Source organism: Agarivorans sp. Z349TD_8 (assembly GCF_050870825.2).
Lineage (GTDB): Bacteria > Pseudomonadota > Gammaproteobacteria > Enterobacterales > Celerinatantimonadaceae > Agarivorans.
In genome coordinates, this window is sequence record NZ_CP194037.2 from 3,159,017 (window position 1) to 3,175,677 (window position 16,661).

14 protein-coding genes are annotated in these 16,661 nt (G+C 45.2%); 4 read left to right on the forward strand and 10 right to left on the reverse strand.

Annotated elements, in window-relative coordinates:
- Positions 1-84: 84 nt before the first annotated feature.
- From ACRRS1_RS14190 to ACRRS1_RS14200, 3 genes are all read left to right on the forward strand, one after another.
- Positions 85-1,959: an MOSC N-terminal beta barrel domain-containing protein gene (locus ACRRS1_RS14190; RefSeq protein ID WP_432467529.1), complete on the forward strand. Its 1,875-nt coding sequence runs from the start codon at positions 85-87 to the stop codon at positions 1,957-1,959.
- A 55-nt stretch (positions 1,960-2,014) separates the two neighbouring features.
- The gene (gene gloA, locus ACRRS1_RS14195) at positions 2,015-2,470 is read left to right on the forward strand and encodes a lactoylglutathione lyase (RefSeq protein ID WP_432459693.1); all 456 of its coding nucleotides are present in this window, start codon (positions 2,015-2,017) and stop codon (positions 2,468-2,470) included.
- A 167-nt stretch (positions 2,471-2,637) separates the two neighbouring features.
- On the forward strand, positions 2,638-3,603 hold the full coding sequence (locus ACRRS1_RS14200; RefSeq protein ID WP_432467527.1) for a sensor domain-containing diguanylate cyclase: 966 nt from the start codon (positions 2,638-2,640) through the stop codon (positions 3,601-3,603).
- On the opposite strand, the gene ACRRS1_RS14205 is transcribed toward ACRRS1_RS14200, so the two are convergent.
- The 6 genes from ACRRS1_RS14205 to ACRRS1_RS14230 form a co-directional block, all read right to left on the reverse strand.
- Positions 3,587-4,216 carry a protein-methionine-sulfoxide reductase heme-binding subunit MsrQ gene (locus ACRRS1_RS14205; protein WP_432467525.1) on the reverse strand — a complete coding sequence of 210 codons (630 nt, stop codon included), beginning with the start codon at positions 4,214-4,216 and terminating at the stop codon, positions 3,587-3,589. The genes ACRRS1_RS14200 and ACRRS1_RS14205 overlap by 17 nt on opposite strands.
- A gap of 10 nt (positions 4,217-4,226) precedes the next feature.
- Positions 4,227-5,234: a protein-methionine-sulfoxide reductase catalytic subunit MsrP gene (gene msrP, locus ACRRS1_RS14210; protein ID WP_432467523.1), complete on the reverse strand. Its 1,008-nt coding sequence runs from the start codon at positions 5,232-5,234 to the stop codon at positions 4,227-4,229.
- Positions 5,235-5,287: 53 nt separating this feature from the next.
- Complete coding sequence (locus tag ACRRS1_RS14215; protein ID WP_432467521.1) at positions 5,288-6,559, reverse strand: CinA family nicotinamide mononucleotide deamidase-related protein; 1,272 nt, start codon at positions 6,557-6,559, stop codon at positions 5,288-5,290.
- 14 nt (positions 6,560-6,573) lie between these two features.
- Positions 6,574-7,626, reverse strand: a complete 1,053-nt coding sequence (gene ltaE / locus ACRRS1_RS14220) for a low-specificity L-threonine aldolase (RefSeq protein ID WP_432452519.1) — start codon at positions 7,624-7,626, stop codon at positions 6,574-6,576.
- Complete coding sequence (locus ACRRS1_RS14225) at positions 7,623-8,459, reverse strand: SDR family oxidoreductase (protein WP_432467519.1); 837 nt, start codon at positions 8,457-8,459, stop codon at positions 7,623-7,625. The genes ltaE and ACRRS1_RS14225 overlap by 4 nt, the downstream gene beginning before the upstream one ends.
- Before the next feature lie 634 nt (positions 8,460-9,093).
- The gene (locus ACRRS1_RS14230; protein WP_432452517.1) at positions 9,094-10,113 is read right to left on the reverse strand and encodes a LacI family DNA-binding transcriptional regulator; all 1,020 of its coding nucleotides are present in this window, start codon (positions 10,111-10,113) and stop codon (positions 9,094-9,096) included.
- A gap of 198 nt (positions 10,114-10,311) precedes the next feature.
- Between ACRRS1_RS14230 and pdxH the strand changes: the two genes are divergently transcribed.
- Positions 10,312-10,965, forward strand: a complete 654-nt coding sequence (gene pdxH, locus ACRRS1_RS14235) for a pyridoxamine 5'-phosphate oxidase (RefSeq protein WP_432467516.1) — start codon at positions 10,312-10,314, stop codon at positions 10,963-10,965.
- Here the strand turns inward: pdxH and ACRRS1_RS14240 are convergent.
- The 4 genes from ACRRS1_RS14240 to ACRRS1_RS14255 are packed head-to-tail and all read right to left on the reverse strand — an operon-like array spanning position 10,955 to position 16,659.
- Positions 10,955-12,895 carry a transglycosylase SLT domain-containing protein gene (locus ACRRS1_RS14240; protein ID WP_432463546.1) on the reverse strand — a complete coding sequence of 647 codons (1,941 nt, stop codon included), beginning with the start codon at positions 12,893-12,895 and terminating at the stop codon, positions 10,955-10,957. The genes pdxH and ACRRS1_RS14240 overlap by 11 nt on opposite strands.
- A gap of 35 nt (positions 12,896-12,930) precedes the next feature.
- The gene (locus ACRRS1_RS14245; protein WP_432459702.1) at positions 12,931-14,502 is read right to left on the reverse strand and encodes an ABC transporter ATP-binding protein; all 1,572 of its coding nucleotides are present in this window, start codon (positions 14,500-14,502) and stop codon (positions 12,931-12,933) included.
- A 10-nt stretch (positions 14,503-14,512) separates the two neighbouring features.
- Positions 14,513-15,565 carry an ABC transporter permease gene (locus ACRRS1_RS14250; protein WP_432459703.1) on the reverse strand — a complete coding sequence of 351 codons (1,053 nt, stop codon included), beginning with the start codon at positions 15,563-15,565 and terminating at the stop codon, positions 14,513-14,515.
- Positions 15,566-15,567: 2 nt separating this feature from the next.
- Complete coding sequence (locus ACRRS1_RS14255) at positions 15,568-16,659, reverse strand: microcin C ABC transporter permease YejB (RefSeq protein WP_432459704.1); 1,092 nt, start codon at positions 16,657-16,659, stop codon at positions 15,568-15,570.
- Between the last annotated feature and the right edge of the window lie 2 nt (positions 16,660-16,661).

Consider the following 16,661-nt stretch of genomic DNA (forward strand, 5'->3'; position numbering starts at 1 on the left):
GCTCATCAGGGTAATTTGAGCTAGCCTCGATGCACCACCTTAAGTAAGATTAAAATTATGAGCAAAGAATAATAAGGCATTATTGTGAGTCAAGCGCAGATCAGCCAGTTAAGCATTTACCCCATAAAATCAACCTTAGGGATTGATTTAAATCACGCTTACGTAGAAGAACATGGCCTAGCATTCGACCGACGTTTTGTGGTTTGCTTACCCGATGGCAAACAACTAACCGCCAGAACTCACCCCAAGTTAGCGCAAATCCACAGTGTTTTACGGCCTGAAGGCTTATATCTGGAAGCCCCTAACATGGCAGGGGTAAACATTAAATACACCGATTTTTCAGATCATTATATTCCAGTAAAGCTTTGGCAGGATACGGTTCAAGCACAACATTGCCATAACGATTACGATCATTGGTTTAGCCAATATTTAGGGGAAAACTGCCACCTAGTATTTTTTGGGGAACAATCTCAGCGTATGGTCAAAAAGCGGGATAGTCAGGTCGCGTTCGCCGACGCCTATCCCCTATTGTTAGTGTCTGAAGCCTCATTAGAAGATCTCAATTCACGCAGCCCAACGCAACACAATATGGCTCAATTTAGACCCAACCTAGTAGTCACAAACACTGCTGCATTTGCCGAAGATGGCTGGAAACGTTTTCGTATTGGAGAAGTAGAATTTGAGGTGCAAAACCCTTGTTCGCGCTGTATTTTTACAACCCTCGATCAAGCCCGTGGAGAGTTTCATCCGCAAAAAGAACCACTATCAACACTCGCTAAGTATCGTAAGGGTAACGATGGAAACGTTTATTTCGGACAAAATGTGGTGGCACTCAATCATGGTAAGATCAGTCTGTATGACACCATAGAAGTACTAGAAACCAAGACGCCAGAACATTATCCCGAGCAAATCAAAAAAACACAATCCAGCCCAACAGTGACTACAAATTGGCAAGCGGGACAAAGCCGCTTACTCAAGTGTATTGCAATACGCGAAGAAACTCATGATGTAAAAACTTTCATTTTGGAGGCTCCAGAGGGCAACATCTGCCATTATCAAGCAGGCCAATATATAGGCATTGAGCTGGAGATAGACGGCAGCCCAGTACACCGAAATTATACGCTGTCGAGTTCTCCTAGTCGCCCCTTAAGCTTAGCAATAACCGTTAAGCGGGTTTCCAACGGACTGGCATCAAATTGGTTACATGACAACTTGAAGCCAGGTATGCAACTCAAAGCCTTAGCCCCTGCGGGCGACTTTCATTTACCCGCCAGCCCAAGCAACAAATTATTACTGCTGTCAGCTGGCAGCGGCATCACCCCGATGCTGTCGATGCTGCGCTACCTGAGTGACATCAACAGCCAGCTAGATGTGGTGTTTCTACACAGTGCACATAGCGAACAAGATCTGATCGCTCGAGCCGAACTAGAAGTGCTCGCTCAACAAATGCCACACTGCAGTATTCGTTATAGTTTAAGCCAATCCGCTCAAAGCACTTGGCAAGGCTATCAGGGCAGACTCAATCGCGGGATGTTACTCGATATTGAAGATTTAGAACTACGCTCGGTATTTGTCTGTGGTCCACAGGGCTTTATGGACAGCGCAAAACAGCAGTTGCTCGCCTTAGGGGTGCATCCCGACGATTATTTTTCTGAAAGCTTTGGCCACCAGATCAGCGACTCGGTGGAGAGTAAGAGCATTAATATTCTGTTTGATAGTTGGGATAGTCACGTTCAAGGTAATAATCAACAAAGTATCTTAGAACAAGCGGAACAGGCCGGGCTAAATTTGAACTATTCCTGCCGCGGTGGATTTTGTGGTGCCTGTAAAGTCAAACTAGAAAGTGGTGAAGTCAGCATCCTCGAAGACAGTGGTTTAAACGATGAAGAGAAGCAACAAGGCTACATCCTGAGCTGTAGTTGTATTCCACAAACAGACTTATGTATTACCCAAGCGTAATGTTACGCTAGTTTAGATTTATTTAATTTGTAGTCATTAATAATAGGAAGAATAAATGAAGTTTCTACACACCATGGTAAGAGTAAAAGATCTCGATCAATCCATGAATTTTTACTGCAATTTATTGGGCATGAGCGAAGTCCGCCGTTATGAGAGTGACCAAGGCAGATTCAGTTTAATCTATCTCAGTTGTGATGAAGATATTGAACGAGTCAAAACCGAAGATTCCCCATGTTTGGAACTCACTTATAACTGGCCTGATGAAAATGGCCAATCAGAAACCTACACCGGCGGACGTAATTTCGGACACATTGCCGTATCGGTAGAAAATATCTATGCGCTATGCGACAAATTACAAAAAGCTGGCGTCATCATCAATCGTCCACCTCGTGACGGTCACATGGCCTTTGTCGTATCTCCCGATGGTATTTCAGTGGAGTTACTACAACAAGGTGAATCGCTAGCTGCGCAAGAACCTTGGGCTTCGATGGGCAATACCGGAAGCTGGTAAGCCTGCAAAAAAGTGAGTTTTTTACTCAACATATTTAGTGAGGGGAACGGCCATGCTAAGCCATTTCCCTCACTAAATTATTCAGCGAATAAATAAGCGATAGCTATAATGTACAAGGTGTTGATAAAATAAGCACAAATGGTTTACAAATTAATAAAACACTAACTATGGATGATAGTGACCCGAAAATTGTCGAATTACGTCGGCAAAACCAGCAATTGCGTGAGCAACTCAACGAGAACATCAATTTACTTAATATTGTATTGAACGATAGTGGCTTAGTGCTTTGGGAACAACACATTCCCAGTGGGCGGCTCAGTCTGTATAACTCCGAATACGGTAAAATTTGTGGTCTTTCCGCCAATGAGCAAAAAGCCTACTATAAAAATTGGCAATCCAACCTACATCCCGATGATAAAGATTTTGCGATCAAGGCTTTTGAAGCCTTGATCGCTGGCGAAACAGACGAATACGATGTCGAGTATAAAATGCTGCATAAAGACGGTTCAATTCGCTGGGTGAAAGATCGAGGAACCATTCAAGACTATGATGAAAATGGCCACCCCCTGCGTGTTCTGGGGACACACAGCGATATTACTCAACAACGAATCGCTCACCAACGCTTAGCCAAACTGGCCCATCATGATCCCTTAACCGGACTTCTCAATCGGCATGCCTTTCGAAATCAATTCGAACAATATTGTCAAAACATCGGAGCTGAAGGCGGCACTTTGATGTTCATTGATTTAGATAAGTTTAAACCGGTTAATGACCGCTATGGGCATACTGTCGGTGACCGGATCTTAAAATGCTGCGCCGAACGGATCCAACAACATTGCCCAGAACAAGGGCAATGTGGACGAATTGGAGGCGATGAATTTGCCCTATTGATCCCCTTCAGTGAAGTGAACCAACTGAAACAATTATCTAAGCGTTTACTCGACGCTTTTACACCAGCCATTGGCTACCAACAGATCTCGGTCGCGGTGACCATCAGTATTGGAATGTGTCGCTTTCACCGCCACGATGAACAATTTGAACAAACCCTACATCGCGCCGACCAAGCCATGTATCAAGTCAAAGATGAGGGTAAAAACAACTTTCATTTATGGGGGTTTAATTCTGAGGCGTAAAGCTTTTTATCCATCGTCGTAAGGGAACCCTGCGCATAGACAACAAAACAAAGGTCAAACCTAAGTATATAATGGGCTCAATCCATCCAGACTTCAAAGACCACCAAAAATGAATGATTATCGCCAATGTAACGGAATAGATAAATCCGTGAAGTTGCAACCAGACTCGGCCCAGTTTTTGTTGTATGCGCTTAAATGAGGTCAGGCTTTGAGCCAACAATAATATAAAGGCAAACATACCAAACCATATATAGGGCCGTTCCAATACTTCTTGTCCAAACAAGGCCCAATCTAAGCCTAAGTCAAACACCAAATAAGCGAGCATGTGTAACAGCGAATAAAAGAATACATATAGGCCCACTAAACGCCTAAAAGCAAACAACACGGGTAAACGAAAACGCCGAGCAAAGGGGGCTAAACACAGCGTAATCAGGAGTATATTCAGCGCTACATTAGCCAAATAGTGGATCAGGGGTTTGACCGGATCGCCCCCCCACCAGCCATCACTAAGCGCTAAAAAACAATAAAGCAGTGGGCTTAACAACAATAAATGTAATAGCACCCGCACTTGCCATTGATGCTTAGCTAAATACTGATTAATTTTTTTACTCACGCGTCTCTCACTAAAAATACTTATTTAAGTCCATGCCTTGATAAAGATGAGCGACCTGCTCACTATAACCATTAAACATTTCTGTTTTTATTCGTTTACGCCCTAACAAGCCCGTTGAATCAATCCGCCGTTCTGATGCTTGACTCCAGCGCGGATGGTCGGCCAGCGGATTCACGTTGGCATAAAAGCCATACTCATGAGGTGCAAGCCGATTCCAAGTGGTTGGTGGTTGAGCCTCAAGTAAATGGATTTTAACAATCGACTTAATACTCTTAAAACCGTATTTCCATGGCACAACCAAACGTAATGGCGCACCATTTTGTGCGGGTAGGGTTTTGCCGTACATACCTACAGCCATAAACGTGAGTGGATTCGTCGCTTCGTCAATCCGCAAACCTTCAACGTAGGGATAACGGATCCCCCCGCCTGTAAACGAATTTTTCTGTCCCGGCATTTGCTCCGGATCATAAAGCGTTTCAAAGGCAACATAACGAGCCGACGACAAGGGCTTCACCATTTTCAGCAGATCGGCCAACGAAAACCCCACCCAAGGGATGACCATCGACCAAGCTTCGACACAACGTAAGCGGTAAATCCGTTGTTCTAAAGCCATTTTTGCCATCAATTTATCTAAATCAAGCGTGAGTTCTTGCTCTACCTCTCCGGTAATTTTAATCGTCCATGGCGAAGGATTAAAGCTGCGGCTATTCTTCGCCGGATCATTTTTACCAGTACCAAACTCATAAAAATTATTATGGCTAGTGGCAGTCGACTCAGGGGTTAGCACATCTTGATGGATCGGTGGAATGTCAATTTTGTTCAATGCTCGACGAACCAATGCCACTGGCTCGGGGTCGTCAGCACTAAACCAAGATGCGCCTGCTACACTCGTAGGCAAGGCCGCACCAGCGCCAATAAAACCTAAACCTTTCATAATATTACGGCGCTGTTTAAATAAAGACTCGGGCGTCACCGCCGACTCTGCTTCTTCCCAATCACGCTTCATTTTAAACCACATAGCATCTCCTTTTTCTATCAGACCTCGCTTGCGGTAAAAAAATTTCACGAGGCTTAATTTTTACTGGCGATCCGCTTGATGTGCTGATATTCCCCGAACACTGGTAAATCAGTGAGGTAACGGCGCAACATGTCCATCGCAACCGCAGTCGCCATCACCCGCACCACCGAGCGACTCCGATTACTCAGCAATAGTTGCTGGCTAATACAACGGTCGCCCTCCGCAAGGCTAAAACAAACGGTACCGACCGGTTTTTGCTCACTACCACCATCCGGACCCGCGATCCCAGTAATTGATAAGGCAATATTGGCGGCACTATTGGCGAGCGCACCGAAAGCCATCGCTTGACTGGTTTCCATGGACACCGCGCCATATTGTTCAAGTAGTGCCTCGGGAACCCCAATGCTTTGTTGCTTCGCTAGATTGCTATAGGTCACAAAGCCACGATCTAAGTAAGCTGAACTCCCCGCTACAGCCACTAGCTCGGCAGCTAACATGCCACCAGTGCAAGATTCAGCTAAAACTAACTTTTTCCCCGCTGCAACCATCAATTGCTGAAGATGCAAGGCCCAATTGCCTTGATCTTCAGTAAAAATATGTGCTGCAAGTTGTGCTCGCAATAATTGACTCAAGCGCTCAAATTCAGCGTCTTGGCGAGGATAAAACAGCTTCACCTCAATACTCGGTCGTGATGAACGGTAGCCTAAACGCGCCCCGGGCGGTAACTCTAGGGGATCAAAACGGTCACTCAATGAAGACTCTGATAAACCGAAAGTATAAAAACGCTTCACTTCACCATTCGATTCTGGCACCGCAGCTTGTAAACGCGGAAACCACTGTTGCTTGACCATTTTTTTGAATTCACTCGGCACGCCAGGTGTAAACAGCAACTGAGCACCAGCATGTTGTACGATAAAACCACAGGCGGTCCCAATGGGGTTATCGACTAATTCCGCCCCTTCGGGCAACATCGCTTGTTTAACATTACTTTCTGGCATCGCTATGTTTTGTAGTTGATACCACTCTTGCAACTGACTTAACCAGTGCTGATTTAACTGTAAGGGCTTACCGATCAGTTGCGCTGCAGCCTCGGCACTTAAATCGTCAGAAGTCGGTCCCAATCCCCCATTCACCAATACCCAATCACTGCGCAGGGCCGCCTGATGGAGGGCGTCGACGATATCTTCAAGCTTATCCGCTACCGTTTGCCGACGGCTAAAACTCAAACCGATATCATTCAGCTCTTGACCACACCATGCAGCGTTAGTATCCGCGATATCACCTTGGAGAACTTCATCGCCGGTACTGAGCATTTCTATTTTCATGATGACTTCCTTAATTAATTCATTGGCCTAGCGGTATTGTTGCTTATCACAGCCGCTGATTCAGCGTAAAAGGCTTTAATCGCGCCAATGAGTTGTTTTATATCTTGTTGATTCACATCAAGATGGGTCAAGAAACGGATCGGCGTTCCGGCGGTAACAAATATCCCCCGTTCGGCTAAATACTCTGCTAAGGCAAAGGATTGTTGGTGACGACAACGCGCATAAACCACATTGGTTTGCACCGAGTGTGCGTCACATTCTAATTCCTCAATTTGCGCCAGTTGTTCCGCCAACAATTGTGCATTAGCGTGATCTTCGGCTAAACGAGCGACATGATGCTCCAAAGCGTATTGGCCAGCGGCTGCAATAATGCCCGCTTGACGCATGCCACCCCCTAACATTTTTCGCAATCGCTTGGCGCGCTCGATTAAGCGTTTATCGCCAAGCAGTAACGAACCAATCGGCGCTCCCAAACCCTTCGATAAACAAATGGTAAAACTGTCGAAAGGCGCTACCAGCAGACGTTCATCGACACCGCTTTGAACCACGGCATTAAACAATCGAGCACCATCCAGGTGCAGTGCCAGCTGATGCTCTGCCACGAAGGAAGGTAAGCTAGCCAAATAATCCATCGGTAATACCCGCCCGCCAATGGTATTTTCCAAAGATAACAGGCGAGTTTGGGCAAAGTGAAAATCATCTTCTTTAATTGCCGCCTGAACCTTGTTGAGACACAGGCTTCCATCAGCACTATTTTCTATTGGCTGTGGCTGCACACTCCCAAGTACTGCGGCACCACCAGCTTCATATCTATAATTATGTGCACTCTGACCACAAATATACTCATCCCCTCGCTGGCAGTGCGCCATAATGGCTAACAGGTTGGCTTGAGTCCCCGAACTACAGAACAAGGCGGCTTCGGTTCCCATTCTCTCGGCAGCATAATCCTGCAAACGATTGACCGTAGGATCATCACCATATACGTCATCCCCCACTTCCGCTTGACTCATTAATAAACGCATTGCTTGCGTAGGACGGGTGACAGTATCACTTCTAAAATCACTCATGACTCAGCCTCTTGTTGATGTTCGATTAACCATTGCATCGGATCGGGGTAGCTAAATTGATAATTCAATACAGCCTTAATTCTATGATTGTCGATCCGCTTATTACTGACTTCACCGGCGGTAAACGTGGGCGCAACCAGTCCCAACTGCTCAGCCGCTAGCTCATAAAACTCTTGTTTAGTTGGATGTAAATCACTACAGGCATTGAACTGCTCGCCCCAAATATCCCGCTGAATTAAAGCACCAATCAACGCGATACAGTCCTGACGATGGATCACATTCACCGGACTCTTTGCGCCACTCACAGTTTTCCCCGATAAAAATCGTCCAGGTTTACGCTGTCCGCCCAGTAAGCCAGAAAAACGCAGTACACTCGCTTGATAAGCGCGACTAGCAAATAACTTATCTTCAATATGGCTTAAGGCAATACCAGAACTGGTGGTCGGATGACGAGCCGTGTATTCATCTATGATTCCCTGTTGAGGCCCATAAACCGAAGTAGACGAGATAAAGAGGATCTTTTTAACGCCATGCTCTGTAGCGGCATCAAGTAACGCGGTGATTTGGGCGATATGGTAGTCTGCGGTATTTGTTTTACGCCCTGGAGGAATATTTATAATGAGCAAGTCACAAGCAAGCAACGCTGCAATATTATTTGACTGTAACTGCGGCGCTAAATCCAACTGATATGCTTCTATGCCTAGATGGCCAAGTGATTCCAGCTCTTCGAGCTTACGCCGAGACCCCAATACCCGATAGCCTTCGGCCAACAAAAACTGCGCTAAAGGTAAACCCAACCAACCGCAGCCCACTATACTAATTCGTTTGATCACTCACTGTCCTTTTAAGTTTAGCGGCAATTACACCCCATTCGCGAATGGGGGATCTATTTAGACCGAGGGGAAATAGATGAGAGCAAGCCGTTGATTGCTGGAATACTTTATTAAAAATAGAAAATAAACAACAAAACTAACATTCATTTTAACCAGCGTAAATCAATCGATAATGAATAGAGTTGCTATTCTATCAACCGAGCACAATATCTGAACAATCGATAGCGATTCAAATCATGTTAGACAAGGGGGATGATTGAGTGCGTTTATGCTAATTCTAAAGCAAAAACACTTAGGCCGAAGATTTCATTAAAATGGCCACGGAGTAAACTTGCGTCTTCGCTGTCATAAAAGTGATCTTGAGTTGTATTCGCCAACCGTAAAACGAAGGCAAAAAAAAACGACCCAAAAATTTAGGTCGTAACAGCAAGTTCTTAGAATTGTAGATAGCTAGAAATGCTAGTTAAATCAATCAATTCTATACAGCGGGAAAGTTTCAATTAAGTCATCTCAAACTCAATCTTCAAATGCGGCTAACAATTGCATCCGATGTGAAAACGATACCAGAAAAGCCTTTCATAGCAAAATAAAAAAAGGGCTAAGAACAGCCCTTGCTTAGAATGTTTGATTTAGATCACAGTTTATTGATTACGGAATCACGCACAATCAACTCTGGAATAAATTTAAGCCCGATAATATTAGGCTCAATTTCCTTGCCTTTCTTTTCCAAAATATCGATAGCTAACTGAGCGGCACGCTTGCCCATATCCTCAATAGGATAACGAACGGTGGTGAGCTTAGGATGAACAAAACGCGCATAGTGATTATCATCATAACCCACAACAGAGATTTGCCCGGGAATATCGAAGCCTTTATCACGTAAAGCCGATACGGCTCCAGCAACCATCGAGTCGTTATACCCCACGATGGCAGTAAAACTCATTCCTCGCTCTAATAATTGACTTACTGCCTGGCTCCCCCCAACTTCATCGGGGTAAGCTCGAGCAATCAGCTGCTCATCAATAGGTGCGGATATTTGTTCCATCGCTTGACGATAACCTGATAAACGCTCAACGCCATCGGTGAATGACAGATCATCGGTAGTAATAAAGGCAATATCTTTATGGCCTTTTTCTTGTAAATGGCGAGTCGACTTATACGTCCCCTCACTATTGTCCAAGTACACACAACGATTCTCGAAGCCCGGAACTAAACGGTTAATAAAAATAAACGGGGTCTTACAATCCGCAATTTCTCTTAACTCCTCATTACTTAATGCCATCGAATGAACAATAACTGCATCACACTGACGCTGTAATAATATATCGATCGCATGACGCTCTTTCTCTGCACTATGATGGCCCGACATAACAATGGTATATTTACCGGCCATATCAACAATTTCTTCTATACCCTTCATCATCTGCACAAAGAACGGGCCACCACCGAGATCACCCACCACTAAACCAATACAGTCGGAACGTTTGCTAACCAAGGCTTGGGCAAAACTATTTGGGCGATAATGAAGCTCTTCCATCGCTCGGAGAACGGCCTCTCGTTTCTCTGGTGCTACCTGAGCAGTATCGTTAATCACGCGAGATACGGTTGATATCGACACATTTGCCAACTGAGAAACATCTTTAATTGTGGCCAAATTACTTACCCTCTTATCGTCTGCAAAGCAGAATTAAACTTGAAAAACGATCTGGGTAAAACTATACCAAGACAGAGCAAAACTTGATAGTGAAACCGCGCCACAGAGTGTAAACTATAGTTTAAATTTAGATATCCGTTGCTGCTTCATGCAATGAGTTTTTTTACTTGTTGCATCAACTAATTAAGTAAGTTAATTATGTCATTTATTAGTAAGTTACGTTGTGCCTTAACCTTGGGTCAAGGAGTGTTGGTCTCGCTTCCTGAGCCGACTGGCAAAGAAGATCCCATAGAGCTATTTGGGGAATGGTTTAAACAAGCCAAAAAATCAGGAATTGTACTGCCTGAGTCAATGACAGTTTCGTCGGTAGGCGCTGATGGTCGTCCTTCGGCTAGAGTCGTATTGTTAAAAGAATTTGACGCAGAGGGCTTTGTTTTTTACACCAATTATTCGAGTAGAAAAGGACAGGAGTTAGAGCTTCATCCTCTCGCTTGTTTAACCTTTCATTGGAATATTTTACAACGCCAAGTTCGCATTGAAGGGCGTGTTGAAAGAGTCAGTCAACAACAGTCCGAGCACTACTTCCATAGCCGCGGACGAGGCAGCCAAATTGGTGCTTGGGCCAGCCACCAAAGCCAAGTCATCGCAAACCGTAGTATTCTTGAAAAACAAGTCAGCAATTGCAAACAAGAGTTTGCAGATAAAGAGGTGCCACTGCCTGAGTTTTGGGGTGGCTACCGAGTCATTCCCGATACAATTGAGTTTTGGCAAGGTAAAGCCGATCGTCTGCATGACCGCTTCCGTTATAGTTGCGACGCCAAGGGCTGGAAAGCGGACCGCCTTAGCCCTTAGGCACACCATAGGAGTAACTTAACTCCTGTGGAGTAAGTAAAGATTGAAGCGGTTGCTTACGCCGATATTGATATACGACTTGATACGCCAATACGCTCTGTACGTAATGGCGTGTTTCTTTAAACGGAATCGACTCTATCCATACATCGGCAGGTACCTTGCCTGACTTGGCAAGCCAACGACTAACCCGTGTCGGGCCAGCATTATAAGCAGCGGCAGCCAAGATACGATTGCCTTGATAACGGTCAAGTAAACTGTCTAAATAGGCACTCCCCAAACGAATATTATCTTCCGGTTCAAATAGTTGACTTCGTGAACGATACTTAAAACCAATTTTTTTCGCGGTGTGTTTCGCAGTCGCTGGCATTAACTGCATCAAGCCACGTGCGCCAACCGAACTTTGTGCCAAAGGATACATCGCACTTTCTTGACGCGCTAAGGCGTACAATAAACTAGCTTCTACTTGGCGCTTATTCGCAAAATACTCAAACTCTTGAGCAAAACTCAAAGGAAAACGCATTTGCAGTTGATCCCATTGCTTTGCAATGATTGACGCCTGTACCGCCATGTCTTGCCAGTTATGACTAAGGGCCAGAGCCCCTAAATCTAACTGGCGCGATAACTTGGAGCGCCTTAATAAATGATCCCATTCGGAACGCGCCGAATAATACTCTTCTAGGGCCAATAGCTCTTTGACTTTGAGCACCACTGGATGCTGGTCGATTTGCTTAAGTTCAGCAGCGCTCATACGATGTTGCTGCTCTTGGAGTTGAAATGGCTTCTTTAAATATTGAGCAGCAAGAAAACCATGGTAACTTCGTTCTACGGAAAGTTTATCGAAGCTGGCCATAGCAAGCTCGGTTTGTCCCAAAGCAAGCATCGAGCGAGCCTGCCAGTAACGCCAACGCTCCTGCCGCTGAGTCGCTTCAGGTAATCGCGCTAACCATAGACTAATCTGCGCCCACTGTTGCTGCGCAATCGCTAAACGAACCCGCTGCTCAATACTATGGCTATCAGGATGTAAACGAAGCTGGCGGTCGGCCCACTTCAGCAAAACCGGAGTTGGCTGACCAATCACCTTGCGGACCAAACTTCGCTCACAGTTTAAATACAACTGATTTGACTGACTTAAGGGCTTCGCCCAACGCGTCAAATACCCCACCGCTGCAGCCAAATCACGCCTCGCCAACCTTTTTATTGCTAATAAGGCAATTTGCTGATGAGACCTCGATTGACTAATTTTAAGTTGTCCGGAGCTCAAAACAACAGCTGGCTGAGTATAGGCTTTCACCAATAACTTCACCTCTGGTTGATGTATTTTGGACTGAGATTTACCGAGATATTTTAATAAACTAATCTGCCGCGCTTGAAAAGCCAACAGCATCCGTTGCCAACGTAATTGATCGCTGATTTTAACCGCTTTTTGCCAATGGGTGAATAAAACGTCACAGGCCTTCGGTCTAGAACGACCGTGCAACCACAGTTTTTTGGCACCTTGCCATGCTTGAGGAGCATCTCCGGTTTTGTATAAGGCATAATAATAATGACATTGTAAGTCGATGCTATTCGGCAACTGAGGGTAAAATTCTAAATAACTTTGCCATTCTCCCCTTCTGGCAAGCTCTAACATAAAACGACGCTGCATCGCATTACTTAAATAAGACAATGAATTCGCGCCGATAAATTGTTCTACTTCGGCGCGACTAACAGTGCGGATCTGTCCTCGTAGCTGGTAATAACGTAGGTAATCAAACAAGGGGTAGTCTTTAAGTTGATTTAAAGATTGCTCTGCTTGTGTCCACTTCGCTGCGCGTTGCAATTGCCGCACGTCTTTATAGGCTTGCTGCTGCGGCGTTAATTGCCCTGCCTGAGCGAAGCCTAAGCCACTACAGAGCAGAAAAACACATAGTTGCCAAAACCACTGTGGCATAGTCTGTCACGCCTAATTGTTGCTACCATCAATCTTTAGATTAACGCAGCATCAATTAATCGGCGAGTATATTCTTGCTGAGGTTGGCAAAAAACTGCTTCAGTTGCGCCCTGCTCCACCACCTGCCCATATTGCATGACCATCACCCGATGACTTAGCGTACGAATAACCGCTAAGTCATGGCTAATAAATAAATAACTTAAATTGTATTTAAACTGTAACTGACGCAGCAATTCAAGCAATTGCTTTTGTACGGTTCGGTCGAGAGCAGATGTGGGTTCATCCAAAATTAGGACTTCTGGTTTCAGTACCAAAGCACGAGCCAAAGAAATACGTTGACGCTGCCCACCGGAAAATTCGTGAGGATAACGGTGCATCACATCTGGCGTGAGACCAACATCGAGCAACACTTCCGCAACGGCTTGCTTTAATTGCTGTTTGCTCAGGTCAAAATGCAAACTTAAACCTTCACCAATAATTTGCGCTACCGTCATTCGTGGACTCAAACTAGAGAACGGATCTTGAAAGACTATTTGCATAAAACGACGCAGCGGCTGCATCTGTTTAACACCATAAGCTTGAATGGCTTGCTGTTTGAAATAAATTTCACCTTGGCTGTCAATCAGACGCAGTACCGCCTGCGCTAAGGTACTTTTCCCTGAACCGCTTTCCCCAACAATACCTAAGGTTTCACCTCGCTTTAATTCAAAATCAACTAAGTTGACCGCTTTAATATGGTCGACGGTTCGCTGCCAAAAACCCTGTTTAATGGGAAACCATACCTTCAGTTGCGCAACCTTCAGTAAAGTTTCCGCCTGTGCATCACAGAGGCTTTGGCGAACCGGCTCAGAATCGAGCAAAGTTTTAGTATAGGCATGCTGAGGCGCCGCAAACAGCGCCGCGCAATCATTCACTTCAACCAGTTGGCCAGCTTGCATTACCGCCACACGATCGGCGTAACCACGGACCACATTTAAATCATGAGTGATCAGTAAAATCGCCATCCCTAGCTGTTGTTGCAACTGTTTAAGCAAATTTAAAATTTGCTGCTGAATAGTGACATCTAAGGCTGTTGTCGGCTCATCAGCGATTAACAGTTTTGGCTCGGTGGCCAGGGCCATTGCAATCATCACCCGCTGACGTTGCCCTCCCGACAATTGATGAGGAAAGCTAGCCAAACGTTTTTCCGGTTGTTCGATCCCCACTAAGTCGAGTAACTCTAAGACGCGCTGCTGCGCCTGCTGCTTATCCATACCACGATGAACATAGAGTACTTCACTAATTTGCTTCTCTACGCTATGCAAGGGGTTGAGCGAGGTTAAAGGTTCCTGAAAAATCATCGCAATTTGGTTACCTCGCAGCGCTTGCAGCGTCTTGCTTGGTTGATTTAACAAGGCTTGCTGCTGCAACCAAATTTGACCACTCACTTTGGCATTCCCGCCCAGTAAAGACAGAATCGACAAGGCGGTTACCGATTTGCCCGAGCCACTCTCACCGACCAGAGCTAAAGTTTCACCCTGCATCAACTCCAAGCTGACATCTTTAACCACTGGGTCAGGCAAACCAAAGCACACCGATAGCTGGTTAATTTCTAATAGTTTTTTCACAAGCCGCTACCTAAATACGCTTTCTGGGATCGAAGGCGTCACGCGCCGCTTCGCCAATAAACACCAACAAAATTAAAATAATCGACATCGATAGGAAAGCAGTAATACCGAGCCAAGGTGCCTGTAGGTTGTTTTTACCTTGGGCAACCATCTCTCCCAATGAAGGGGAACCTGGCGGTAAACCAAAACCTAGATAATCTAAACCAGTTAAGGCTGTCAGACCTCCAATGAAAATAAAAGGTAAAAATGTCAAAGTTGCAATCATCGCATTAGGTAAAATATGCCGTGCCATAATCGCTGGATCGCTTACCCCTAAGGCTCGAGCAGCTTTCACATATTCGAGGTTACGACCTCGAAGAAATTCAGCTCGAACCACGTCAACCAGACTCATCCAGCTAAATAACAATAAGATTGTAAGTAGCCACCAAAAACTCGGTTGAATGATGCTCGATAAAATAATGAGTAAAAACAACTGCGGCATCCCCGACCATATTTCGATAAAACGTTGACCCCAAAGGTCAACCCGCCCACCAAAATAACCTTGTATGGCGCCAACCGCGACGCCAATCACAGAGCTAGTAACTGCCAATACCAGCGCAAATAATACCGACAAGCGAAAACCGTAAAGTAAGCGAGCAAATACATCGCGTCCTTGATCGTCGGTGCCTAACCAGTTGTCAAATGTAGGGGGTGAGGGGGAAGGCACCGTCAAATTAAAATTAATGCTGTCGTAAGAAAACTTCACTGGAGGCCATAGCAACCATCCCCCTTGCTGCTCGATTAAACCTTGAATATAAGGATCGGAGTAATCCGCCTCAATATCTAAGTCTCCGCCAAACTGCAGCTCGCTATATTCGGTGATGATCGGCATCATCCACTGTTGCTGATAGGAAATCAGCAACGGTTTATCATTGGCAATAAACTCGGCAAACAAACTAATGAAGAACAGCAACAAAAATAAATAAAAACTCCAATAACCACGTCGATTCGCTTTAAATTGCAACCAACGGCGTTGGGTAATTGGGCTGGCCTTTACTCGCAGCCACTGCGCGACTAAGCCCATGGTTAACGCCTCCCCTCGAAATTAATCCGTGGATCAATCATGGTATAGGTCACATCGCTGATTAACTTGAGCAACAAAGCGATAAGGGTTGAGATATACAGAGTACCAAATACCACCGGGTAATCTCGATTAACTACCGACTCAAAACCCAACAGACCAAGACCATCTAAGGAGAAAATCACCTCTATCATGAAAGAACCCGTTAGAAAAATGCTAATCAAGGTCGCTGGTAAACTGGAAATCACCAACAACATCGCATTACGAAATACATGACCATACAACACGCGATTTTCGCTAAGCCCTTTGGCTCTTGCGGTTAATACATATTGCTTATTAATTTCATCAAGGAAGGAGTTTTTAGTCAACATGGTAAGAGTCGCAAAACTACTAATCACCATCGCGGTGACGGGCAAGGCCAGATGCCAAAAGTAATCGCCCACTTTAGCCAACCAGCTTAACTCCTGCCAATTAGCTGAGGTAAGCCCTCGCAGTGGAAACCAATCCCAATAACTGCCCCCTGCAAACAGTACGATCAACATAATCGCAAACAGGAAATTAGGTATAGCAAAACCAACCGTGACCACAGTTGAGCTCCACACATCGAAACGGCTACCGTGTTGCACCGCTTTACGGATCCCAAGCGGGATCGAAATCCCATAAACCAATAGCGAGGTCCACAAGCCTAAGGAGATCGACACCGGCATTTTTTCAATAATGAGGTCAACCACCGAACTATCCCGATAGAAACTATCCCCAAAATCAAACCGCAAGTAATTCCCCAACATATCAAAATAACGTTCATACAAGGGTTTATCAAAACCGTAGAGCTGTTCTAACTCCGCCACCAGTTCTGGGGGTAAACCTTGCGCGCCACGATATGAACTAGAACTTGCACCAGCGTTAGATTGGATAACTTCGCTATCGACCCCCGAATCTACCCGACGAGTCGCTGAAGTATCAATCCCTTGGATCTTGGCGATAGCTTGCTCAACCGGACCACCGGGGGCTGACTGGATGATCACAAAATTAAGCGTCATAATCCCCAATAAAGTAGGGATCATCAGTAACAGGCGTCGCAGAATATAACTAGTCATGG